General features: G+C 59.9%; 20 protein-coding genes and 2 pseudogenes. 16 read left to right on the plus strand and 6 right to left on the minus strand.

Features of this window, described 5'->3' with window-relative positions; all coding sequences use genetic code 11:
* Positions 1 to 20 precede the first annotated feature (20 nt).
* A complete protein-coding gene (locus CAG47_RS19885) occupies positions 21 to 1,997 on the minus strand; it encodes an alkyl/aryl-sulfatase (RefSeq protein WP_085726545.1) in 1,977 nt (658 codons plus the stop codon).
* A 327-nt stretch (positions 1,998 to 2,324) separates the two neighbouring features.
* On the opposite strand from CAG47_RS19885, the gene CAG47_RS19890 reads away from it, so the two are divergent.
* Together CAG47_RS19890 and CAG47_RS19895 are read left to right on the plus strand one after the other, a co-directional pair.
* Complete coding sequence (locus tag CAG47_RS19890) at positions 2,325 to 4,163, plus strand: DUF1302 domain-containing protein (protein ID WP_085726546.1); 1,839 nt, start codon at positions 2,325 to 2,327, stop codon at positions 4,161 to 4,163.
* 15 nt (positions 4,164 to 4,178) lie between these two features.
* Entirely contained in the window at positions 4,179 to 5,546 is a 1,368-nt protein-coding gene (locus CAG47_RS19895) for a DUF1329 domain-containing protein (RefSeq protein ID WP_085726547.1), read from the plus strand.
* 454 nt (positions 5,547 to 6,000) lie between these two features.
* On the opposite strand, the gene CAG47_RS19900 is transcribed toward CAG47_RS19895, so the two are convergent.
* Positions 6,001 to 6,357 carry a hypothetical protein gene (locus CAG47_RS19900; RefSeq protein WP_085726548.1) on the minus strand — a complete coding sequence of 119 codons (357 nt, stop codon included), beginning with the start codon at positions 6,355 to 6,357 and terminating at the stop codon, positions 6,001 to 6,003.
* A 518-nt stretch (positions 6,358 to 6,875) separates the two neighbouring features.
* Between CAG47_RS19900 and CAG47_RS29400 the strand changes: the two are divergent.
* From CAG47_RS29400 to CAG47_RS19935, 8 genes and pseudogenes are all read left to right on the plus strand, one after another.
* Positions 6,876 to 7,880 (plus strand): annotated as a pseudogene (locus tag CAG47_RS29400) (ATP-dependent transcriptional regulator); the annotation flags it as partial.
* Between the two features lie 48 nt (positions 7,881 to 7,928).
* A pseudogene (locus CAG47_RS29405) lies at positions 7,929 to 8,117 on the plus strand (LuxR C-terminal-related transcriptional regulator); the annotation flags it as partial.
* 35 nt (positions 8,118 to 8,152) lie between these two features.
* Positions 8,153 to 8,980: a MaoC family dehydratase N-terminal domain-containing protein gene (locus tag CAG47_RS19910; RefSeq protein ID WP_085726550.1), complete on the plus strand. Its 828-nt coding sequence runs from the start codon at positions 8,153 to 8,155 to the stop codon at positions 8,978 to 8,980.
* Positions 8,981 to 9,027: 47 nt separating this feature from the next.
* Positions 9,028 to 10,194 (plus strand): acyl-CoA dehydrogenase family protein, encoded by a 1,167-nt coding sequence (locus tag CAG47_RS19915; RefSeq protein ID WP_085726551.1) that lies wholly within the window; start codon positions 9,028 to 9,030, stop codon positions 10,192 to 10,194.
* 10 nt (positions 10,195 to 10,204) lie between these two features.
* Entirely contained in the window at positions 10,205 to 11,557 is a 1,353-nt protein-coding gene (locus CAG47_RS19920) for an MmgE/PrpD family protein (protein ID WP_085726552.1), read from the plus strand.
* 4 nt (positions 11,558 to 11,561) lie between these two features.
* Entirely contained in the window at positions 11,562 to 12,767 is a 1,206-nt protein-coding gene (locus CAG47_RS19925; RefSeq protein ID WP_085726553.1) for a CaiB/BaiF CoA-transferase family protein, read from the plus strand.
* A 23-nt stretch (positions 12,768 to 12,790) separates the two neighbouring features.
* Positions 12,791 to 13,621, plus strand: coding sequence for a CoA ester lyase (locus CAG47_RS19930; RefSeq protein ID WP_085726554.1), 831 nt, complete (start codon positions 12,791 to 12,793; stop codon positions 13,619 to 13,621).
* A 1-nt stretch (position 13,622) separates the two neighbouring features.
* Entirely contained in the window at positions 13,623 to 14,753 is a 1,131-nt protein-coding gene (locus CAG47_RS19935) for a CaiB/BaiF CoA-transferase family protein (RefSeq protein WP_085726555.1), read from the plus strand.
* A gap of 138 nt (positions 14,754 to 14,891) precedes the next feature.
* On the opposite strand, the gene CAG47_RS19940 is transcribed toward CAG47_RS19935, so the two are convergent.
* Positions 14,892 to 17,609 carry a LuxR C-terminal-related transcriptional regulator gene (locus CAG47_RS19940; protein ID WP_085726556.1) on the minus strand — a complete coding sequence of 906 codons (2,718 nt, stop codon included), beginning with the start codon at positions 17,607 to 17,609 and terminating at the stop codon, positions 14,892 to 14,894.
* A 224-nt stretch (positions 17,610 to 17,833) separates the two neighbouring features.
* Here CAG47_RS19940 and CAG47_RS19945 point away from each other — a divergent pair, with 224 nt between their 5' ends.
* The 4 genes from CAG47_RS19945 (at position 17,834) to CAG47_RS29075 (ending at position 19,816) form a co-directional block, all read left to right on the plus strand.
* On the plus strand, positions 17,834 to 18,427 hold the full coding sequence (locus CAG47_RS19945; RefSeq protein WP_085726557.1) for a TetR/AcrR family transcriptional regulator: 594 nt from the start codon (positions 17,834 to 17,836) through the stop codon (positions 18,425 to 18,427).
* A gap of 5 nt (positions 18,428 to 18,432) precedes the next feature.
* Entirely contained in the window at positions 18,433 to 18,585 is a 153-nt protein-coding gene (locus tag CAG47_RS28765; protein ID WP_177409044.1) for a hypothetical protein, read from the plus strand.
* A gap of 412 nt (positions 18,586 to 18,997) precedes the next feature.
* Positions 18,998 to 19,483 (plus strand): hypothetical protein, encoded by a 486-nt coding sequence (locus CAG47_RS19955; protein WP_143515890.1) that lies wholly within the window; start codon positions 18,998 to 19,000, stop codon positions 19,481 to 19,483.
* Between the two features lie 180 nt (positions 19,484 to 19,663).
* Positions 19,664 to 19,816: a hypothetical protein gene (locus CAG47_RS29075; protein WP_256577486.1), complete on the plus strand. Its 153-nt coding sequence runs from the start codon at positions 19,664 to 19,666 to the stop codon at positions 19,814 to 19,816.
* Between the two features lie 464 nt (positions 19,817 to 20,280).
* Here CAG47_RS29075 and CAG47_RS29410 read toward each other — a convergent pair whose 3' ends face one another.
* Entirely contained in the window at positions 20,281 to 20,715 is a 435-nt protein-coding gene (locus CAG47_RS29410; RefSeq protein WP_085726559.1) for a site-specific integrase, read from the minus strand.
* 184 nt (positions 20,716 to 20,899) lie between these two features.
* Between CAG47_RS29410 and CAG47_RS28600 the strand changes: the two genes are divergently transcribed.
* Together CAG47_RS28600 and CAG47_RS29415 are read left to right on the plus strand one after the other, a co-directional pair.
* The gene (locus CAG47_RS28600; RefSeq protein WP_158091325.1) at positions 20,900 to 21,265 is read left to right on the plus strand and encodes a hypothetical protein; all 366 of its coding nucleotides are present in this window, start codon (positions 20,900 to 20,902) and stop codon (positions 21,263 to 21,265) included.
* Entirely contained in the window at positions 21,249 to 21,512 is a 264-nt protein-coding gene (locus tag CAG47_RS29415; protein ID WP_371917227.1) for a LysR substrate-binding domain-containing protein, read from the plus strand. The genes CAG47_RS28600 and CAG47_RS29415 overlap by 17 nt, the downstream gene beginning before the upstream one ends.
* Before the next feature lies 1 nt (position 21,513).
* Here the strand turns inward: CAG47_RS29415 and CAG47_RS19980 are convergent, their stop codons facing one another.
* Positions 21,514 to 22,977, minus strand: coding sequence for an amidase family protein (locus CAG47_RS19980; RefSeq protein WP_256577487.1), 1,464 nt, complete (start codon positions 22,975 to 22,977; stop codon positions 21,514 to 21,516).
* Positions 22,978 to 23,180: 203 nt separating this feature from the next.
* Positions 23,181 to 24,068, minus strand: coding sequence for a glycine betaine ABC transporter substrate-binding protein (locus tag CAG47_RS19985; RefSeq protein WP_085726563.1), 888 nt, complete (start codon positions 24,066 to 24,068; stop codon positions 23,181 to 23,183).
* Between the last annotated feature and the right edge of the window lie 10 nt (positions 24,069 to 24,078).

Consider the following 24,078-nt stretch of genomic DNA (forward strand, 5'->3'; position numbering starts at 1 on the left):
TCATCGTTTGCGTCCAGTGATCAAGGAGTGACGATGTTGTACTGCCCGTTGAAACTGTCGAGCATCGACAGGAGTTCACCCAACTTCTTGCCATCGCCCTCGAGCTTGATCGCGCCTTGTTTGATCGCCGTCGGGAAATCCAGCTCACGCAGGCTGATCTTGTCCAGGGTGGTCTTGTCCATGCTCACGGTGAGCACGGCCTGGTCGTTCTTCATGCCGTCGCGGTGAGTCAGCACGCCATTGCGCAGGGTCAGGGCGTAGGGTTGTTGCAGGTCGTTGAACACCCAGTTCAGGACCATGTCGTGTCCCACGGCTTTCTCGCTGTCCAGGCGCACGGCGAGGTAGTCGAAGAACATTTTCGGAGTCATGGCCTTGACCAGATCAGGCTTGGCCCTGGCGCCTTCGTATTGCGGTACACCACTGCGCAGCTCCATGGCACCGGTCAGGTAGATGTTGCGCCACAGGGCGTTCTCGGCCTGGTAACCGAGCTGTTCCAGGGCATCGGCTTGCAGGTCCCGCGCCTCCTTGTTGTCAGGGGCAGCGAACACCAGATTGTTACCCAGTTGCGCGGCCCAACGGTAGTCGCCCTTGGCGATGGCAGCTTGCATCAGCTTGATCACGGCATCGGCGCCACCCAGGGCGTTGACCAGATGCTGACCGGCTTCAACCGGCGGCAGCGGGTCAAGGTTGGCCGGATTGCCGTCGTAGAAACCCATGTAACGCTGGTAAACCGCACGGGAGTTGTGGCTGAGCGAGCCGTAGTAGCCGCGGGTGTACCACTTCTGGTCCAGGTCACCCGGTAGCTTTTGCATGTTCTGCGCCACTTCTGTCGGTGACTTGCCCTGGTTGATCAGGTGCAGGGTACGGTCGTTGAGGAAGGCATACATGTCGCGCTGGTCGGCGAGCATGCCGCGGATGCGTTCGCCACCCCAGGTCGGCCAGTTGTGCGAAACGAACATCACGTCGACCTTGTCACCGTAGCGCGCCAGGCTGGCGTCGATGTATTCGCTCCAGGCCTTGGCATCACGCACCAGGGCGCCGCGCGGGGTGAGGATGTTGTGCATCATCTGCGTGGTGTTTTCCGACATGCAGACAGCACGCAGTTGCGGCAGGAAGAAGTTCATCTCCGCCGGGGCTTCGGTGCCGGGTGTCAGCTGGAACTCGACGTCGAAGCCGGCGACCTTGTGCGTCTCGTAGGTCTGGCTGATCAGGTCGGTGGGCGCAATGATCGTCAACGAACCGTTGGTAGGGGCGGTCTTGCCCATGCCGGCTTCCAGTTGGCCTTGCTCGCTACGTGGCAGGAACGAACCGAACTGGTACTGGGATCGACGGGCCATGGCAGTGCCGGCGAACACGTTCTCGCTGACCACGTGTTCCATGAAGCCGACCGGGGCGTAGATCTTCACCTTGCCGGCCTTGACGTCCGCCTCGTCGACCACACCGCGCACCCCACCGAAATGGTCGGCATGGCTATGACTGTAGGCGACAGCGACCACCGGCTTTTTCGGGCGATGCTGGAAGTACAGGTCCAGGGCTGCGCGCGCGGTTTCGGTGACGGTCAACGGATCGATGATGAACAGACCGTCATCGCCTTCGATGATGGTCATGTTCGACACGTCCATGCCACGCAGCTGGTAAATCTTCGGCGCGACTTCGAACAGACCCGCATGTACGTTCAACTGGGCCAGGCGCCACAGGCTCGGGTTGACCGAGTCGGCCGGCTTTTCCCTGGCCAGGAACTTGTAGGCATCGATGTCCCAGACCACCTGGCCACTGGCGTTCTTGATCTGTCCGGTGAACGGGGCAATCAGGCCACGGCTGACGGACTCATAGTCGGTACGGTCGCTGAAGGGCAGGTTTTTCAGCACCTCGGCATTCTTCGCCGTGGTGATGGCGCTGGCGGGTTTGCTGACGGCCTGTTCGGTGGCATGAACCTGTTGCGCGACCAGCGCTGCAAGCAGGCTGAGTAACAAAGCCGGTTTGGCAGAAATCGACATGAAGACTCCGATTTGATTGTTGTTGTTTGATGGGTGACCTGAAAGCGGACGACCTAGGATAGGGAGCGAATGCCGCCGTGAGTTTGGCTTCAGGGGCCAAAAACTGTGCAGGGAACAGCGGGGCAGGGCTGCTGAAGAAGGGACATTGATAACGATGTAACTGGCGGTAACAGGCTTGCTCCAGACGGCACTCGAAAGGCCGCCAAATTCACCACCGGCCACCAAAGGGGTGAGACGAAAAATCGCCCATCCGGGCAGTGATATATCCCGAACCCGCTCAATAGGATTGCGACTCCACTCAAGTTTATGTTTCTGCTGGAGAGCCGCATGACCACAATAAAAACAAAAAAACGCGGGCCGTTTCCGCCGCATGCGCTGGCAATCGCCGTCGCTTTGGGTTTGGCCGGTCAGGCTCAGGCCGTGGGTTTCAACATGGGGGAAGTCGAGGGGCAATTCGACTCGTCGCTGTCGATCGGTGGTAGCTGGTCGACGACCAATCCGGACAAGCACTTCATTTCCAACTTCAACAGCCAGGGCGTCACTGGAGCCACTGGCTCATCGCGTACCTCTGACGATAACCGCCTGAACTTCCGTGCCGGCGAGAACTTTTCGACCATCTTCAAGGGCACCCACGACCTGGAATTGAAGTACGGCGAAAGTGGTGTCTTCGTGCGTGGCAAGTACTGGTACGACTTTGAGCAAGAGGACGGTCACCAGCATTTCTACGACATCTCCGACAAGGGGCGTGACGAGGCTGCGCGGTCCAAGGGCGCCCAGTTCCTCGATTCCTTCATCTACCACAACTACAGCCTTGGCGAGCGCGCCGGTAACGTGCGCGTGGGCAAGCAGGTGGTGAGCTGGGGGGAGAGTACCTTCATCGGTAACTCGATCAACACCATCAACCCGATCGACGTGGCGGCGTTGCGCCGTCCCGGTGCCGAGGTGAAGGAAGGCCTGATCCCGGTCAACATGTTCTACCTGTCCCAAGGCCTGAGCGAAAACATCACCGCCGAAGGTTTCTACCAGCTGGAGTGGGACAAATCGGTGGTCGACAACTGCGGGACTTTCTTCGGTTCCGATCCGGTCGCCCAAGGCTGCAATGACCGTCTGGTCGCCGCAGGCCGGGACCTGGCGCCGGGTGTAGCGAAGAATACAGGCGGTGCGGCGGCTGTAGCGGCCGGCCTGGACGATGCCTACATTCCCCGTGGCAAGGACAACGACGCCCGCGACGGCGGTCAGTACGGCGTGGCCCTGCGCTGGTTCATTCCAGAGCTCAACGATACCGAGTTGGGCGCCTATGCCATCAACTACCACAGCCGCAACCCTTACCTGAGTGTCACCCAGAGCACTGTCAGGGCATCGGCTGCCAATCCGTTTGCCGGCGTACGCAGCGCCACCTACTTCATCGACTACCCCGAAGACATCCACCTCTATGGCCTGAGCTTTCAGACGAGCGTAGGCGGTGCCTCTGTGGGAGGTGAAGTCAGCTACCGACCGAACATGCCACTGCAAATCAACACGACTGACCTGCTCGGCGCGGCGACGCTGACGGCCACCTCGCCGCTGATCACTTCCGGATTCGCCGCCAACACCCTGGGCACCGAAGTCAATGGCTACAAGCGCATGCCCGTCACCCAGGCCCAGGTCACCGCGACCCGGTTTTTCGACCAGGTCATGGGGGCAGACCGTCTGACCCTGATCGGTGAGGTGGGTTACAACCATATCGGTGGCCTGGACAAGGCCGATGGCAGCGGCGTGCGTTTCGGCCGCAATCCGGTCTTTGGTTCCGGCGAACTGCTGGGGGCCGCCGCCGCTGCTTGCCGGGGTACGGCCGTGGGCACTGCGACCGCCAGCAACCCGGCGCAAGAGTGCAACGACGATGGCTTCTACACCAGTAACAGCTGGGGCTACCGCGCCCGCGCCAAGCTCGATTACCCGAACGTGATCGCCGGCATCAACCTGTCGCCGAACCTGGCCTGGTCCCATGACGTGCAGGGCTACGGTCCGAACTTCGAAGAGGGCTCCAAGGCCATCAGCGTCGGCCTGGATGCCGATTACCGCAGCACCTATACCGCCAGCCTCAGTTACACGGACTTCTTCGGCGGCGACTTCAACACCAACGTCGATCGTGACTACGTCGCGCTCAGCTTCGGCGTGAACTTCTAAATGAGGAACAAGCATATGAAAACAACAATAATGCTGCGCGTCGGTGCCCTGGCGCTGACACTTGTGACCACCAGCGTGCTGGCGGCCGTGTCGCCGGATGAAGCGGCAAAACTGGGCACCACCCTGACGCCGCTGGGCGGTGAGAAGGCGGGTAACGCCGACGGCAGCATCCCGGCCTGGACCGGGGGCTTGAAGGCCGATGCGGCCCCCATCGACAGCAAGGGTTTCCTGGGTGACCCGTTCGCTGATGAGAAGCCGCTGTTCACCATTACCGCTGCCAACGCCGAGCAGTACAGGGACAAGCTGAGCGAGGGCCAGATGGCCCTGTTCAAACGCTATCCGGATACCTACAGGATTCCGGTGTACAAGACCCACCGTACCGCGTCTTCGCCACAGGAAGTCTACGAGGCGGTGAAAAAGAGTGCGGTCAGCACCCAGGCAGAAAACGACGGCAATGACCTGAGCAATTTTGTCTCGCACTACTATGCGTTCCCGATCCCCAAGTCCGGTGTCGAGGTGGTGTGGAATCACATGACCCGCTATCGCGGCAAAAACCTGCATCGCGAACTGGCGCAGGCCGTGCCGCAGACCAACGGCGACTTCACCATCGTCGAAGTCACTGACGATGTGGCGTTCCCGCAATACATGCCGGGCGGCGATGGGGCGCAGAGCGAAAACATCCTGTTCTACTACAAACAGGAAGTGACGGCGCCGTCACGTCTGGCCGGCAACGTGCTGCTGGTGCACGAGACCATCGACCAGGTCAAGGAACCGCGCATGGCCTGGCAGTACAACGCCGGCCAACGTCGCGTGCGACGCGCACCGCAAGTGGCCTATGACGGCCCGGGTACCGCCGCCGACGGCATGCGTACGGCCGACAACGCCGACATGTTCAACGGCTCGCCAGACCGCTATCAGTGGAAGTTGGTGGGCAAGAAGGAAATGTACATTCCCTACAACAACTACAAGTTGTATTCGCCTTCGCTCAAATACGCCGACATCATCAAGCCCGGGCATATCAACCAGGACCTGACCCGCTATGAGCTGCACCGCGTGTGGCAAGTCGAGGCAACCTTGAAGCCGGGTGAGCGGCATGTCTATGCCAAGCGTACGCTGTACATCGATGAGGACACCTGGACCGCTGTCGAAGTCGATCACTATGACGGTCGCGGCCAGCTGTGGCGTGTAGGCGAGGGCTTCGCGATCAACGATTACAAGGAAGGTATCGCCAACTATGCCGGGTTCACCTTGTATGACCTCATGGCCGGGCGTTACATCGTCCAGGGCTTGAGCAACGAAGCCAAGCGAGCCATTGCCTACAACACCACGCCGAAAATGGCCGACTTCACCCCGGCGGCCCTGCGCAACGCAGGCGTTCGCTGAGTCAACTGATCATCTGCGGCACTGGACCCTTCGCGGGCAAGCCCTAACGCCGGTCAGTTAAGCAATTGAGGTCTCTGTAGGAGCGAGTTCACTCGCGATGGTCGTCAACGATAACGCTGGAAGCCTGGCACCCCGCGGCGTTCTCCAGTCCATCGCGAGCGTGCTCGCTCCTACAATTTCCTTAACTGACTGGCATTAGGGCTTGCCCGCGAAGGCGGGTTGTCAGGCGACATGGATGCTGGATGTGTGATGCCGGGGATGATCAGTAAATGACCGCTGCGGCTCTACATCGTTTTTCCCCCTTGCGTATATCTCTACTGCCGACTGCCGGTTCGAGCGACCCTTGTTCTGGCAGCCCGCGGTTAATCACCCGCAAGAGATCTGCGCAATGTTATCCATCAACGTCGACAGGGCCGCAGCCCTTACCGAGTATTCCACCGCGCCGGACTTGCCTTCAGCGCACATGCCACGCCCCCGGCTGATTGAGCGTTTGGCTGCACAGCCCAAGCGCCTGGTCCTGCTCTGGGCGCCAGCGGGTTATGGCAAGAGTTCGTTGTTGACCGAGTACTTCTGCCAGTCGACGGTCGATGATGTTGTCTGGCTGGAACTGGGCGCACGACCACTGTCGGTCGATCAGTTCCTGGCCCGGCTCTCTACGGCCCTGGGCTCGGCGCCCGGAGCGGTGGACAGTGAACAGGCGTTGCTGGAGCAAATTCGCCTTCGCAGTTCGCAACTGCATCTTGTACTCGATGATTTCCCGGTCAACGCCTGCGACGCACTCAACGCACTGATCGGCCGTCTCCTTGGCCATCCCAGACCTTGTTGCAACTGTATGTCACCAGCCGACAGCGACCGGATTGGAACCTGCCGCGACTGTTGCTGGCCGACGATCTGCTCGAGCTGGATGCCCGGTCATTGGCGTTCACCTCGCAAGAGCAACGCTGCCTGCAACTGCGCCTGTCGCCACAGGCATCGTTGGCGCAATCCGAAGCCCTGTGGCAACGGACCCGGGGCTGGTGCGCAGGCACTCGCCTGATTCTGGCCGCTGGAAAAAATGACGAAGATGACCGGCACATCGCGCACACGTGGCTCAGGGATTATCTGGAGCGCGAATGGCTGAGCCGGCTGGACGGGCAGGATTGCGCGGCGCTCATCGAATTGGCACAGCTGCCCAAATGCTCGGCGCAACTGTGTGAGCAGCTTTGGGAGGGACAACAGGGCGCGCGGTTGTTCATGCGCCTGCAAAAGGCTCATTCCTTTTTCTTACCGGCCCAAGGGGAGGGTGACTGGTTCCAATTGTTGCCCGTGGTGGCCCAGACCCTGTCGGGCATGCTGGGCAACAGTGCGCAGAAACTCCTGCGCCTGCGTGCCTGCCGCATCTACCATGCCTTGGGCCAACCCAATGCGGCAATCGAGCTGGCACTGCTGGCCGGCAGACCGGATGTCGCCGCCAGTTACCTGGAGCACATCAGCCTTGAATGGCTGCTCAGCGAATGCAACCTCGCTGCGCTGCTGAACTGGAAAGAACAGATTCCTCAAGAGTTGCTGCACAGTACGCCGCGTTTGTTATGCCTGTTTGCCCGGGCGTTGCTGATCAGTTGGCGCCTGGATGAAGCGGCAACCTGTATCGATAACCTGGGCAAGTTCTTGCCCTTGCCGGACAAGGGTCGGCATTTGCGCTTGCTTGCCAATGTCCAGGCGTTGTACGGGGCGCTGGCAGCGTTGCGTGGTGATACCGCTTCGGCAAGGTCCCATTGCCACGAGGCGATCGCGGATTTGCCGGCGCAGGACTGGCGCTCCTCGATCCTGTGTCACTCGATGCTCGCGCGGATGGCGATGACGGATGGCGACCTGTCGACCGCTCAGGATCACTTGCACAAGGCCACCGAAATCGGGCGGCGCAACGGCAGCCTGACCTGCGAATTGTTGATGGATGTCGATGCCATCCGCTTGCTGATGCTGCGGGGTGAAATGACCCAGGCCGAAGCATTGCTGCTGCGCAGTTTCGAGCATGCACGTGGCCTGGAGAGCCAGCACCGTTTGCTGAAAGGCCGATTGCACCTGCTGCGGGCGGAACTGCATGTGTTGGCTGGGCGCCTGGATGAATGCGCAGAGAACCTGCACGCCAGCGAACGCCTCGCCATGGAAGTCGGTGACCCCTGGATCCTGCGGGTTCTGGTCATCCAGGCCGAACTGACGGCCCGGCGTGGTGACAGTGAACGCGCCGCCATGCTCTTGCGCGACGCCCAGCGAATCATGCAGCGCGGGAATGTCCCTGAGCACCTGTTCCAGCCTGCGTTGGAGGCACAACGGCTGAAGCTGCTGGGCGCGCCACACGATCTCTCGCCTCCGGCAATGGTGACGCCCGTTGAATCTTCCCTGCTGACCCTTCGGGAAACCGCCGTCCTCAAGCTGCTGGCGCAAGGCCTGACCAACAAGGAAATCGGCAAGCAGCTGTTCATTTCACTCAACACCGTCAAGACCCATGCGCGCAGCGTCAACCACAAGCTGGGCGTCAGCGGTCGCACCCTGGCGGTGATGCGTGCCCAGGCCCTCGGGTTGTTGCTCTGACCGCGCCTTTGACTACTACGACAAGAGAATCGTTTATGGATAACTTGACCAATGATGCCTGGACAGGCCGCACCGAAGAGGTCGACGACCTGATCGATCCGAGCCAGGTGGCGCGCATCGCCGCGACACTGGGGCAGCCGCTCATACAACCGACAGAAGCGCTGCCAGCGTTGTGGCATTGGGCATTTTTCCAGTGCCCGATCGAGACTGCCCGGCTGGGTGAAGACGGGCACCCGCACGACGGCGCGTTCCTGCCGCCCCCGGCCAAGCGCAGCCGCATGTGGGCCGGGGGCCGGGTGCGGTTCCTCGAGCCACTGCGTGTCGGCATCAAGGCCACCCGCCGGTCGACCATCGTCAAGGCTGAAGAAAAGGCCGGTACCACAGGCAAGCTGCTGTTTGTCACGGTGCGGCATGACTACCGCCAGGACGGTCGGCTGGCGATCAGCGAAGAGCAGGACATCGTCTACCGCGAGCCTTCGCCACCCAAACTCAGCAGCAATCAGCCGCTGATCGCCGGCGACTGGCAGGAAACGTTCGTGCCCTCGCCAGTGACGCTGTTCCGTTACTCGGCGGTGACCTGCAACGCGCACCGCATCCATTACGACGAACCCTACGCCACGGCGGTCGAGGGCTATCCGGGGCTGGTGGTGCACGGCCCGCTGATCGCCACCCTGACGGTGGCCGCGTTCTGTCGCGCCAACCCGGACGCACGCCTGCGACAGTTCTCTTTCCGCGGTTTGCGTCCGTTGATCGCACCCCGCGCCTTCGAAGTCGGCGGTCGGATCACCGGCACCGGCATCGCCCAAACCTGGGCCGGTAGCGAAAGCGGGCTGGCCCAATCCAGCGAAATTCACTTTGAGTAAGTTCTCGAACACACCTGGCCATTGCGCCGCAGTTGGGAGTTGAAGCAATGCTGTCCTCTACACAAGAACAAGAAATCATGGCCATCCGCGAGGGTGTACGCGCCCTGTGTGCGCAGTTCGATGCCGCCTACTGGCGCAAGATCGATGAAGAGAAGGGCTTCCCGGAGGCTTTCGTCGACGCCATGACCCAGGCCGGCTGGTTGTCGGCGATGATCCCGGTCGAGTACGGCGGTTCCGGCCTTGGCCTGGCCGAAGCCTCGGTGATCCTTGAGGAGGTGAACCGCTGCGGCGGCAATTCCGGCACCGTCCACGGGCAGATGTACAACATGTTTACGCTGCTGCGTCACGGCAGCGAAGAACAGAAGCGCAATTACCTGCCACGCCTGGCCTCGGGCGAACTGCGTCTGCAATCGATGGGCGTGACCGAGCCGACCACCGGCACCGACACCACCAGGATCAAGACCTCGGCAGTGCGCCAGGGCGACAGATACATCATCAACGGACAAAAGGTCTGGATCTCGCGCATACAGCATTCGGATCTGATGATCCTGCTGGCGCGCACCACGCCGCTGGCCGAGGTGAAGAAAAAATCCGAAGGCATGTCGATCTTCCTGGTCGACCTGCGCGAAGCCATCGGCAACGGCCTGACCGTGCAGCCGATTGCCAACATGGTCAACCACGAGACCAACGAGCTGTTCTTCGACAACCTGCAGATCCCGGCTTCGAGCCTGATCGGTGAGGAAGGCAAGGGCTTCAAATACATCCTCGACGGCCTCAACGCCGAGCGCACCCTGATCGCCGCCGAATGCATCGGCGATGGCCGCTGGTTCATCGAGAAGGCCAGCACCTATGCCCGTGACCGCGTGGTGTTCGGCCGTCCGATCGGTCAGAACCAGGGTGTGCAGTTCCCGATTGCCGAGGCGCATATCGAGATCGAAGCGGCGGACCTGATGCGCTGGCGCGCCTGTGAGGAATACGACGCCGGGCGCAATGCCGGGGCCAGCGCCAACATGGCCAAGTACCTGGCGGCAAAGGCGTCCTGGGAAGCGGCCAACGCCTGCCTGCAAACCCACGGCGGCTTCGGTTTCGCCTGTGAGTACGACGTGGAGCGCAAGTTCCGCGAGACCCGCCTTTACCAGGTGGCGCCGATCTCGACCAACCTGATTCTTTCCTATGTCGCCGAGCACTTGCTCGAACTGCCGCGCAGCTTCTGAGGACCCACCGATGAACCACACTCAAGCACTGGCGGCGTTCCTCGCCCAATTGCGTTATGACGATCTGCCTGATGCGGTGCTGGCCCGCACCGAAGACCTGTTCCTTGACTGGTTGGGCTCGGCCCTGGCCAGCCAGGGTGCGCACCCGATCCCGTTGTTCGAACGTTATGCCGAATTGATGGGGCCTGGCACCGGACCGTCCACCATTGTGGTGAGCGGTCAACGCACTTCGGCCTGTTTCGCGACCCTGGTCAATGCGGCGTCCTCCCATCTGGTCGAGCAGGACGACCTGCACAACAGTTCCGTACTGCACCCGGCGACCGTGGTGTTCCCGGCGGTGCTGGCTGCCGCACAGGATCTGGGCAAGACTGGCCGGGAACTGTTGCTGGCCTCGGTGGCCGGGTACGAGGCTGGCATCCGCATTGGCGAGTTCCTGGGCCGTTCGCACTATCGGATTTTTCACACCACGGCCACCGTCGGCACCCTCGCGGCCGCCGTGGCGGTGGGCAAGCTGATGAACTTCGACCAGGAGCAATTCATCAACTTGCTGGGCAGTGCCGGCACCCAGGCCGCCGGCTTGTGGGAGTTTTTGCGTGACGCCGCCGATTCCAAGCAACTGCACACCGCCAAGGCGGCGGCGGACGGGTTGCTGGCGGCCTATCTCACGGCCGATGGCCTGACCGGGGCGCGCAATATCCTTGAAGGCGAGCAGGGCATGGCCGCCGGCATGTCGAGTGACGCTCGACCGGCATGCCTGTCCGATCGCCTCGGCAGCCGCTGGGCATTGCTGGAAACCTCGTTCAAGTTCCATGCGTCCTGCCGTCATACCCACCCGGCCGCCGACGCTTTGCTGGACCTGATGCAACGCGAGAACCTCAAGCACGAGCATATCGCCGGCATCACTACCCGCGTTCATCAGGCGGCAATCGATGTACTGGGGCGCGTGGATGTCCCGCAAACCGTGCACCAGGCCAAGTTCTCCATGGGGGCGGTGCTGGGCCTGATCGCCGTGCATGGCAAGGCCGGTTTGCCGGAGTTCGATCGGTTCGCCCTGACTGACCCGAATGTTGCCGCTGTGCGTGTGAAGACCCGCATGCAACTGGACGCCGAGGTCGACGACGCCTATCCGCAACGCTGGCTGGGCCGGGTGGAGGTTTGCACCACCGATGGCCGCGAGTTTACGGCCGCCATCGACGAGCCCAAGGGCGACCCGGGCAACACCCTGTCGCGGCCGGAACTGGAAGACAAGTTCGAGCGCTTGCTGGCCTTTGCCGGCGACACCGACACCCGGCGCGCCCGCGTGTTGATCGACCGGGTCTGGGCGCTTCGCGCGACCGCCAACCTCAGCGGTTTGACGGAGTAAGCCCATGGACGATTTGGCTAACGCACCACGGCCGCTGGACGGCATCACCGTGATCAGCCTGGAGCATGCGATTGCCGCGCCATTCTGCACCCGCCAGTTGGCGGACATGGGCGCGCGGGTGATCAAGGTCGAGCGCCCGGGGTCGGGGGATTTTGCCCGTGGCTACGATGAACGTACCCGGGGCCTGGCCTCGCACTTTGTCTGGACCAATCGCTCGAAAGAAAGCCTGACCCTGGACCTCAAGCAGCAAGAGGCCGGTGCCGTGCTGGAACAGTTGTTGGGGCAGGCCGATGTGCTGGTGCAGAACCTCGCCCCCGGCGCCGCCGCGCGCATGGGCCTGGGATTCGACGCCTTGCACGAACGCTTTCCGCGACTGATCGTCTGCGATATTTCCGGCTATGGCGAAGGTGGCCCCTACCAGGACAAGAAGGCCTACGACCTGCTGATCCAGAGCGAGAGCGGCTTTCTGTCGGTGACCGGCGGGCCGGGAGAGCAGGAGATGGCCAAGGCCGGTTGCTCCATCGCCGACATCTCGGCGGGCATGTATGCCTACACGGGCATTCTCTCGGCCCTGCTGTTGCGCAGCAGGACCGGGGAGGGCAGCCGTATCGATGTATCGATGCTGGAAAGCATGGTCGAGTGGATGAACTTCCCGATGTACTACGCCTTCGAAGGCGCCACGCCACCGGCACGCGCCGGTGCCGCGCACGCGACCATTTACCCCTACGGGCCGTTTCCCACCGGCGACGGTGGGACGGTGATGCTCGGCGTGCAAAACGACCGTGAATGGACGCTGTTCTGCCAGCAGGTATTGCAGCGTCCGGCGTTGCTCGACGATGGGCGTTTCACCAGCACCAGCCTGCGGGTCAGCCATCGCGAAGCCTTGCGTGGTGCAATCATCGAGGCCTTTGCACCCCTCAGCGCCGGGCAGGTGATCGCCCGCCTGGACGCCGCCCAGATCGCCAACGCCCAAGTCAATGACATGGCCGGAGTCTGGGCTCATCCGCAGCTCAAGGCGCGCAACCGCTGGCGTGAGATCGACAGCCCGGCAGGCAAACTGCCGGCCTTGTTGCCGCCGGGGCGCAACAGCGCATTCGAACCGCGAATGGATGGCGTACCGGGCCTGGGTCAGCACACCGACGGGTTGCTGGCCGAGTTGGGATATGCCGCCAGCGACATCGAGCGCCTGCGTCGGACCGGTGCTGTTTAACCCCTTTATCGAGGAGTCATGCAATGGCTTTTGCAAATGCCCGCTCGGCACTGTTCGTGCCGGGCAGCAGGCCCGAGCGTTTTTCCAAAGCCCTGGCCTGTGGCGCCGATGTGGTCATCGTCGATTTCGAGGATGCCGTCGAAGAACATTTGAAGCGGCAGGCACGTGAGCTGCTCGGCGAGTTTCTCGCCAGGTCCGCGCAGGTTCGGTTACTGGTGCGCATCAATTCCGCCGAACATGCCGAGCACGAGGCGGACCTGAGTTTCTGCCAGCGCCACGACGGTGTGGCCGGCATTGTGTTGCCCAAGGCTGAAAGCGCCCATCAAGTGGCGCGCGTCGCGGCCATCGGCAAACCGGTCTGGCCCATCATCGAGAGTGCCAGGGGATTGCTCGCCCTTGGCGAGATTGCTTCGTCGGCGGGGGTCGAGCGCCTGACCTTCGGTGCCCTGGACCTGGGGCTCGACCTTGGCTTGAACACAGGCAGCATCGTCGCTGAAGGCGTGCTCGACCAGGTGCGCCTGGCGGTGTTGCTGCATTCGCGGGCCAATGGCCTGGTCGCACCACTGGATACGGTGTTCCCGGCGTTCGATGACCTTGACGGTTTGCGCCTGGCGCTCGGTCGCGCCCGTGACATGGGGTTTGGCGGTGCCTTGTGCATCCATCCCAAACAGGTATCGACGGTGCACGAGGCCCTTGCACCCACTGAAAGCCAATTGCTGTGGGCGCGCAAAGTACTGGTGGCCGCGCAATCCACTCAAGCAGCGTTCCAATTGGACGGGCAGATGATCGATGCCCCGGTTCTCAGTCACGCGCAACGCCTGTTGGCCTTACAAGAACAAACACTGGAGAGTTGAAATGGCAGGACCCTTACAAGGGCTCAAAGTCCTGGAAATGGCCGGCATCGGCCCGGCGCCTTTTTGCGCCATGCTGCTGGCCGATATGGGCGCCGAAGTCATCCGCGTCGATCGCCTGATTCCGGGCGTGCTGGGCCCAGGCGGGTCGATGGTGGACCGGGGGCGAAAGAGTATCGCCATCGACCCGAAAAAACCGGGCGCCAGAAACGTCCTGCTGAAGCTGGTCGAGGACGTCGACATTCTGATCGAAGGCTTTCGGCCCGGTGTCATGGAGCGCTTGGGGCTGGGTCCCGAACAATGCCTGGCGAGCAACCCACGGCTGATCTACGGCCGCATGACCGGCTGGGGCCAGGATGGGCCTCTGGCCCTGGCGGCCGGCCACGACATCAACTACATCGCCCTGACCGGCGCCCTGCATTCCATGGGCCACGCCGACCGGGCTCCGACACCGCCGCTGCACCTGGTGGGGGACATGGGGGGCGGCGCCATGATGCTGGCACTGGGCATTGTCAGTGCCTTGCATGAGACCCGTCAGTCCGGCAAGGGCCAGGTAATCGATGCGGCCATCTGCGACGGCACTTCGCTGCTGACCACGATGTATCACTCCTTTCTCGCCTCGGGAAAATGGCAGCATGAACGCGAGGCCAACCTGCTCGACGGTGGCGCCCACTTCTACGGTTGCTACACCTGCGCCGATGGCAAGTTCGTGTCGGTGGGGCCGGTGGAGCCGCAGTTCTACCACCTGATGCTCGAACTGTGCGGGATTACCGATGCGGATTTCGCCGAGCAATGGAATCGCCAGCAATGGCCGGCGTTGCGCAGCAAGCTGGAGGCATTGTTTCTCACCCGTAGCCGTGACGAGTGGGCGCAGTTGCTCGAAGGCAGCGACGCCTGTGTCGCGCCGGTCCTGGACTTCGCTGAAGCGTCCCGCCACCGGCACCATGTGGCACGCAATAATTTCATTGAAGTCAATGGCGCCCCGTGCCCGGCACCGGCTCCGCGCTTCAGTCGCACGCCATCGCAGGCGGGGGCAGTGCCGCGGACCGGTGAGCACACGATCAGCGTGCTGCAAGGGCTGGGGTTGGGGCAGGGTGACATCGCCCGGTTGAGGGCAGGTGGCGCCATCGCTTAAGCGCTTGAAAAATCCTCAGACGAACACCTGCCTTGTAGCAAGGGGATAAATCCCTCCACAAGGCTGGTGCTCGTTACTGAGTGGTCGAGAATGGCAGGCCGCGCTCCTTGCGGCCGCGCTCTGCGGCGAATGCCGATCTCAGTCGAGAAAACCCTTCTGCCGCGCGATCGCCACGGCCTCGGTACGCCCCTGGGCGCCGAGCTTGGCGTTGATGTTGCGCAAGTGCGACTTGATGGTGAATTCGGAAAGAAACATTTTTTCCGCGATGGCCCGGTTACGCAGCCCGGCCGCCAGCAATTGAACCACTTGTATCTCACGGGCCGTGAGAATCTCGATGTCGCTATCCGCGGCATGCAGGGCCTTGGCTGCATCGTCCGAGCGTTTGCAGCGCTCCAGCAGCGTCACCAGAAACCCCCCGTCGATACCATTCGCCGCCCCACGTGCCTGGTACTGCGTATTCCAGCGATGCAGCAGGTTGGCCAGTCTCGGGCCTTCATCGATAAAGGTCCGCAGGAAACCTTCATGACTGGCAAAACGCAGCGCCGTGGTCAGCGCCTCGAAGGCGGCTTTTGCGTCGCCCTGGCCGTCCAGTGCCATGGCCTGCAACAACCTCAGCTTGAGTACCCGACGATAGCGCTGCTGCCCCTGCGCAAGGTCAATGGCCTGGGCCAATGCCTGGGCAGCCGCCGCGCAATCACCTTGGGCGATGCGCAGGCGCAGGCGTGCGATTGATGGCGTATCGACGTCCGTGGTGTGCATGGAAACGCCCGGGCGTTCCCAGTCGCCGTGCAGGTCGGCCGTACGCAAATCCTGTTCGGCATTGTCCAGGCGACCTTCCAGGGTGGCGACACGGGCACGCTCAAGCCAGGCGCAACAAATGGCCCGGGAAGAGCCGCTCTGGCGTCCACTGTGCTCCAGCTCCGCGAGATAGCGCTGCCAGCCTTCCTTGTCATCGTGCATGTACGCCAGTCGGGAAATCAGCAAATGGTTGGCGATCATCGCGTCCGGCGAACCGTTGTTGCGACTGTAGGGCAGCGCTTCGAGCAGAATTCGTTCGGCATCGCCGGTGGCATCGATTTCATACAGGACCTGGGCCAGGGTGCTGTTGAACGAGGGTTTGCCGGCGACGATTTCGCGGGTGGCGCCGTCCCAGTGTCGTTCTCGGGAATCCTGCAAGCGTGCCAGTGCATTGCCCAGGCGGCCCTGGACCAGGTCGATGATGCTTTCGATGCAATCGGTGATGCAGCGCATGAAGTTCGACGGATCGCTGGACGTGGCGCGTATGGCCCGGGACAAGACGCTGCGGGCCTCGTCGTAGCGGTCGGTGCAGATCAGGCTGTAGGCCAATGAGTTGGCGATCACGCCGTACTGGAAGGACTGCTGCGCCGAGAGGCGATCTATCAGTTGCAGGCCTGCGCTGCAGCATTCTTCGATTTGCCCGGTCATCGCGAACAGCATGCAGCGGATGGATTCGGCTTCCAGTGCGCAGCGTTGCTGCTGGTTGTCCTGGGGGCCGCTCTCGAGGAAACGGTTGACGACCTCGATGGCTTCGCTGAAGCGCCGGCATAACGCCAGGGCCCATGCATGGGTCAGGATCAGATTCGGGTGATCGTCCAGCACGGACGCATCAATGTGCTCCAGCCAGCGTGACATCAGGCGTGCCCGGCCCGACTCCATCAGGCTGTTGGCATGGGCCGAGATTTCGGCGACGGCTTCGGTTTCCGCGCCTGCACTCAACAACAGCTCGATGGCGGGGACCGGTTTGCCGTCTGCCAGGTACCAGTCGGCGGCCCGGCGCTGCAGTTGGCGAGCGAGCCCTGGCTGCTGTCGTTCCAGGGCATCGCGCAGGAAACTGGCGAACAGGCTGTGGTAGCGGTACCAGTGGCGTTCGTCGCCCAGGGGAAACAGGAACAGATTGGATTTTTCCAGAAAGTCGATCATCTGCTGGCTGTCCTGGCGGCCGGTGACGGCATCGCACAGGGGGGCGGACAATTGCGGCAGGACGCTGGTCTGCATCAGGAACTGTCGGCAGGCGTCACTTTGATGAACCAGGATGTCATCGGTCAGGTACTCGGCCAGCTCCAGATTCGATCCGGAAAAGGAGGCGACGAAGGCGGCATGATCGGAGCGACCATGCAACGACAGGGTGGCGAGGAAGATCGCCGCCACCCAGCCTTCGGTGCAGCGATGCAGGGTCGCGATATCCTTGTCGCGCAGGTGCAGTTGGTGTTTGTCGCGAAGGAAGGTGGTTGCTTCCTCGAGGGAAAATCGCAAGGAAGCCGGCCTGATCTCCAGCAGTTGACCGCGGGCCCTGATACGCCCCAGGCCGATGTCCGGAGCTGTTCGCGAGGTCATCATCAGCAGGCCGTGGGGCGGCAAGGCTTCGATCAATTGCTGGATGAAATCCAGTACCGGTGGGCTTTGGATGGTCTCGAACTCGTCCAGCAGAATGGAGAAGGGCAGGTCCAGCTCGGCAATCGCCTCCAGCAGGTCGAACACCAGCTCGCTGCTGTCCTCGGTCGTGGCCGTCTCCAGCGCAGGCAACAGGTCGCTGAAGGCTGCCCGCAGGTGGGTCACCATGCGCTGCAGATCGTTGTCCGCCAGATCGAGGTTTAGCCAGACCACAGCGCGCTGGTTGTCCAGGCATTGTGTCCGGTATTGATGCATCAGCGTGGTTTTGCCAAAACCGGCTGCAGCCCTGATCAACACCAATCGTGGCGCGCCGGCCTGCTGGATTTGTTCCAGCAGATGAGTGCGCTGCAAATGATGGGTGACCGTGACAGGTGGCTGAAGCTTTGCCTTGTATATTTTTGTTGTGGGCTTAACGCCAGGCTGGCGTTCGGTGTCGAGGTTCATGCGACTTCCATTCTAACGAGCTCTGTCGAGTGTGCCGCACGGGTGACGGTCAAGCCAGCGCCGATGCGACCACCGGGGCACTATATCGCCTTGTCCGGGCAGCGGCGAACCGCCAATGGTCGTAGTTGCCGGGCGGTCTGTGCGGTTGGTTCGTTTGATCTACAGCCAACGCAGTGACCGTTGATTAGGCTTGGTCATCTGTCAGCAAACTCCAGGCCATTACCATGAACATGACCGAGCAAAAAATTCGCCTGGCGGCGATCAAGCTGATCGCGCAGGGAGGCTACGAGTCGATGAGCCTTCGCCAGTTGGCCAGGGAAGCAGGGGTCAATGTCTCGGTGTTGTACCTCTACTACAAAGGCAAGCAGGAACTGCTGCTGACCCTGGTCCTGGAGTACTTCGAACAACTGGCGGACGCCTGGGCCAGGAGCTGCCCGGCGAACGTCGGCACTGACAGCCTCGTGCAGGCATTCGTGGCATTTCATGTACGCCATCATCTGGGCAACAAGGACAAGGCGCTGCTGGGCAACATGGAGCTGCGCAGCCTGGATGACGAGGAACTGGTCATGGTTGCCCAGGCACGTCGCGCTTACCTGGGCACGTTGCAAAAAATCCTCGAGCAGGGCATTCGCGAAGGTTCCTTGCGCTGCGACGAGCCCAAGCTGATGGCGCGCATTGTCTTCGGCATGTTGACCCAGGCCTGCGCCTGGTATCGGGAAGACGGGCGGATGGGAGTGGATGAGGTGATCGTTTACTACACCGGTCTGGTGTTGAGGGCGCTCGGTTGGACAGGGCGTTGCCAGGCAGAGCACAAATAGTTCGTATGAACGATTTCAACGAAATTCGCCGCTTTTATGCAGGCACTGTGCTGCTGTCCGGCGCACTGACCAGCGGCAAGGACCTGTTTGCCGCACAAATCATGGGCGCCGACCTCGGCTATATCGGCACATCAGCGGCATGCCGGCCAACTACCTGAAAGAGAGCATCGTCCGCGCCGGGTTGGATCCGGACCATTTGCCGAAAGTGGAGAAGCCCGGCGTGGGCACCGGGGGCCATGACAGATTCAAACTCTGGAAGGACATCTGGGCGGCCGGGCAGGGGGTAGGGAACATCGACCAAGTCACGACAGTCGCTGAGCTTGTCGCTCGTCTTGAAGATGAGTATCGCGGGGATCGGGCTGCATGCTTTCGCCGACCGACTCCCGCTGGTCCTACCTGTTGATGACTGCGTGTCAGGCACAGTTCGTATTTTTACGAGCGCATTAAAACTCTAGAGAATCTGCTGAAAAAGAACCTATGTCCAGCTAGCAGAGTTGTTAGTTGTTGTGGTCGCTTTTTAATTCTATTTTCGGGTGGAATCTTGAGTGCTACTAGAGACAGGTAATTATCATGAATGTTGAACAAATTGAACGTCACACTGCCACGAAAGATAAACGCGCGCGCTCGTCTGCATCAGGATATATGGAAATGAAACTGTTCGATTTTAGTACCGAGGTACTTCATAGGGTGACGATGACGGATTTTGTGTTCATTAATCGTGATGATTACTTCTCTATCGAGGCTTCGCGAGGTAATGGGAGGCAGTTTTTGTTCATTCGTGGCAGAAAACTTGAGGTTGCTGATTATTACTTGGCGCCGGACCCTGGCGACACCTATGCGTGGTTCGACCTAGGTGAAATCGGAGGTGTGCCTTACACGGTGACTGCAGCAGAAGTCAATATTCGGAGAGTTGGATTCGATGGCAGCGAAGTAACTGGTCGTTTTGACTTTAGTTACAGGGACCAGAAAGGGCATCGGTTTTTATTAAGTTGCGACCCCTTCAGCGTGCAAGGCGTGTCCTGGAAAGCTCAGGCAGTTCACAACAGAGGCGGGTAGAAACACTGTATGAATAGCAAAACGGTGCGAGGCAAACTAATAACTAAACTAAACAACCATTTAGTGTAGTTATCTATCAATATTATCAAAGAGATAGGAGGTTGATGATCAATTCCCATCCCGTTTTCGTGCCTGCGAAAATTAGCTGGCATCGCTGCAGCAGCCTTAAGGGAGTAAGCAATGAGTCACTTTCCGAACTGGATGCTTCAAAGCGCCCATAGTTACCTGAAAGCTGCTGAGGTTCTGGACGCGCAGAATCTGCCGCACGTTGCCCAACGTCAGTGCCGCGATTGGCATGGAAATCCTGCTCAAGAGCTTTATTTCCGTACCTGACCAGCATCAAGGTACATCCGGCGAGACCTACAAAGTCGACACCGTAGCGCTACCTGTTAACGTTTTTCCAAGCGATCCTGGTTCTGATGAGGCTGTCGAGGTGGACGCTGGCCAGCGTGGTCGGCTATTACAAGGAGCGCGGTTCTCAGGATCCGTTTGTCCTGGGTTACATCGCTGAGGTCCAAGCACGAGTTGCAGTAGAATGATCGAGGCCAGAGCGCTCCGAACTAAAAACTTGAAATAATCAAATAATGTTATACCGAGAAAAACAATAGGTTATAAATTTTTATTAGTGCGCGCCATGAGGCTTGCTAAATGATTTCGTTCGCTTTTTTTGAAGGAAGTTATTGATGTGGAGACCAAATTATCTAAAAACTTGAAATGGAGACCACGCAGTCGAGCGCGTTTTTGCTCGCACCATAATCGAATGATCTTTAAGTGGAGTTTTGTGAGTGCTTCGTTGATCAAAGACAGTCGATAGAATAACCAGGAGTAATTTCTAGGGTGTAGGAGCTAGCACTAATCAATGTCGAAATATTTTTCGTTGTTTCTAGGTTTGAATGTCCAGCGAACCGATTGATCGATAGGAATTCACCGCCATCTTCAGCAAGATTTCGCAAGTGAGTGTGACGAAGCCAATAGGCAGATGCCTGATTTAACAATCCTGCAAGATGATGAGCCCTCTCAAGCCGAGCGAGTGCGCCAGCTTTCTTCATAACGGCGGAAATACAATAAACCACCGCGCTACTGCTAAGTCTCTTGTACTTACTGCTGGCCGTTAATAATAGAGGGATGCCTTCGTTTTTTTGAATTTTTGTTGGCAGGTCGAAGGTGGTTCTGTAAAGGGAAAGTTCGTCGATAAGCGCTTGAGAAAGAGGAATGATCCTGGTTTTTTCGATTTCTGGATATGGTCATCTCTCTGGTCTTCTGGTCAATCACGTTCATGTCTGAATTGATATACGCAATAAATTTCATCTTTTACTTTTTGTTTGAAGGCACAATTGTTTCTCATGCCATCGCCAACTACATGGGCATTCCGGTCTCCTCACCTGCGGGTATCCAGAGATCACCTACAAGGGAACAGTGACCATCATGCTGGGCATGCAGTTGCCGGTGGTGTTGATCGTGCTGTGCGGACCTTTGCTGGCCTACACATTGTTGCCCCACATAAACAGTGTCGGTGCGTTTGCCGAGTCCATCGATCCCGGTTTCGTCTTTCCGTTTATCATGGCGCTGTTGGGTGTGGTGTTCGCTGTTGCGACACAGCTGCGCATCAACGCTAACCCCAGGGTGATCTGTGCTTCGCCAGCTTACCTGCAGTGGCATGGCCGACCGGCCTACCTGGCTGATCTGGATGAGCACCAATGTATCATCCTGCATGGCAGTGCCCTGGTGGCCGTTCATGATCGATGGCGAACTTCAGCATCGCCGTATGAATGGACGCGTTAGCACCAATAGTGTCGATGCGGTCAGGACCGCCGCTATACAAGGGCTTGGAATCGCACAGCTGGCGTATTGGGACGTCATCCAACAGTTGCGAGAGGGCGTTTTGATCGAGATCGAACTGGTTGACGCGGAGCCCGAGCAGTTGTCAGTGTGGGCCGTTACGCCCACACGAAGGTATGTGCCTGCCAGAGTCAAAGCCTTCCTGCAGTTGCTGGAAAGTGTACTGGCAAGGCTTGGCTCTCACGGATAGTTCATTTCTTCGTAAATGCGTAACCCACCCGAACAACATCGTCATCCTTCCCGAAACCTCCGATGAAAGAGATGCCTACAGGTAGATTGCCTTCGATTATCCCACCCGGCACCGAAATTTCTGGAAAACCGGTAGCGGAGGCGATGTATGCAGAGGCGTAGGTGTCTTCCGTCTTGCAGACGTAACCAGGGTCGGTTTGCCCCGGCACTACCGATGCCGGGCAATTTATAGTTGGGAACATCAATACCTCGGTGCCTGCCTTACGCATCAGTGCGGTGAGTTCGGTTCTGAGCGACGGAATGGTATTGGTGAGAATGGAGATGTACAGCGGAGAGTCGCTTGCGGGCTTTTCGCTGAGCGCTTTAAGTGCTGCCAGGCGCTTTGGGTTCATCAGGTGATCCTGCTGTTTGCGCTGGTGCTGTTCGGCAAGCGCCACGAATGCGGGAAGTGTTTTCGGTTGCGTGGAGGGTAGGGTGTGTAGATAACGCTCAAACTGCGGCGTGAACTCGTCATCACCGACGGGGCCAAGCACGCTGCCCCAAAGTTTTTCGTAGCGTTCCGGCAACCTGATTTCCACCAGTTGAGCGCCCTGTTCCTGAGCGCGTTTGCGGGCGGCATTGAACACTGCGTCGACTTGTGTGTTTGCGCCGATGAAATTGGTCACAACGCCGATGATGCGTCCTTTGAGGCTGGACTGCTCCAAGCCCTCGACGAAATTGATGGCTGCCGAATCCACATTGCTCGTGGCGGCGTCTGCCTCGTCCCGGCCTTTTATGACGTTCAGCACGATGGCCTGGTCGAGAACGTTGCGCGTGATGACGCCTGCAGTATCGAACGACAATGATAGTGGAATTATGCCGCTGCGGCTGATTAGCCCCAGAGACGGGCGCAGACCCACGGTCCCGGTGACGCTGGCTGGTGCACGGATCGAGCCACTGGTATCTGAACCCAGGGCAAAAGGCGCGAAGCCCGCCGCTACGGCTGCGGCCGATCCACTGCTCGAGCCGGACGCATCACGTTTAAGATTGTGCGGGTTGAGGGTTTGTCCACCGAGCGAACTGTACCCCAGCCAGCCATAGGAAGCTGCAAGCTCGGACAGGTTGGTTTTGCCCAGCAAAATGGCGCCGTCTGTAATCAGTCGATTGAGCACGAATGCGTCGCTGGATGGCTTGGAGTCGCGTAGCACCCAGGACCCGCCACTGGTCGGCAGGCTTTTGGAGTCGATGTTGTCTTTTGCCAGAAACGGAATGCCGGCGAGGGCGCCATGCTTCGCTGTAGGGTTTTTCGCCCGCTCCTGATCCCAGGCTCTGGCTTGTTCCAAGGCCTGGTCGTTGAGGCTGATGACCGCGTTGATTCGGTTGCCCTGGTGGTTGTTGTGCTGGATCTTTTCCTGGAAGTGGCGAACCAATTGTTCGGAGGTGACCTGACCTTCATCCAGCAAACGTCGGAGCTGGCGAAGATCCATGGTGTCCAGCTCTTGAGCCAGTGCGGGTGCGGAAACAATGATGGACACGGTGCAAGCTAGGATCAGTTTCGGAGTCGAAAGCATAACAGGTACCTTCATTAGGTGGTGATATCCCCGAGGCAGCACGGCTCATCCGGCAAGGCGGGGGAAACGCCGAGCCGTTGCCGATTTGGGCGATGCGACCAGATTGGGGTGCTGGATGCTTACCTGGGGAGCAGATTGTTGCGAGTGAGGTGATCGGTAGCGACTTTCTCGATCGCTTCCCTGCCTACGTCCACACGGGCATTGAGTGCGGCAATGGTCTCGCTGTCGAGGCTGGCGGAAAGACTGTTGAGCAGAGTGGCAACCTTGGGGTGCTGCTCAAGGAAAGCCGTCCTCACTACCGGGGTCAGCGCGTAACTTGGGAAGAATGATTTGTCGTCCTTGAGGATGACAAAGCCGAATGCCGAGACGCGTCCATCCGTGGACAGCACCAGCGATATATCTGCCTGGCCCTGGCGCAACGCCAGATAAGTAAGGCCGCCGTCCATGCGTAACACATCGCTGCGCTCAAATTTGAAGCCGTAGCGATCCTGCAGCGGCCGCAGGCCGTCGGGGCGTGAATAGAACTCGGCGTTGGAGGCGAACTTCAGGTGTTTACCGTTATTGACCTGCGCGGCCAGGTCCGACATGGAGGTGATACCCTCTGCCTGCGCTTCGGTTTTCCTCATTGCGAAGGCGTAGGTGTTATTCGCTTTGGACGGGGCCAGCCAAGTCAACCCCTTTGCTGCATCCAGTTGTTTGACCCGGTCATAGGTTTGCTGCGCATCCAGCTTCTCTTTGACCTTGTTGTAGATGATCAAGGAGGTACCGGTGTACTCCCAGTAGATGTCGACCTGTCCATTTTCCTGGGCGGCTCGGAGCACTGTCGAGCCCAGGTCGGAGCGCTTGTCAACGGTGAATCCGTCGTTCCTGAGCAACTGGGTGGTCATTTCCGAAACCAGTTGTTGTTCTGTGAATTTCTTGCCGCCCACAACCACTGACGGTTCAGCGGCGACGCTGGCGCCTGTCAGGAAGACCATGAAGGCGAAGGCAATTGCTCGTGCGGACATACAGCACCTG

Origin of the sequence: Pseudomonas sp. R37(2017) (assembly GCF_002113375.1) — a bacterium.
Taxonomy (GTDB): domain Bacteria; phylum Pseudomonadota; class Gammaproteobacteria; order Pseudomonadales; family Pseudomonadaceae; genus Aquipseudomonas.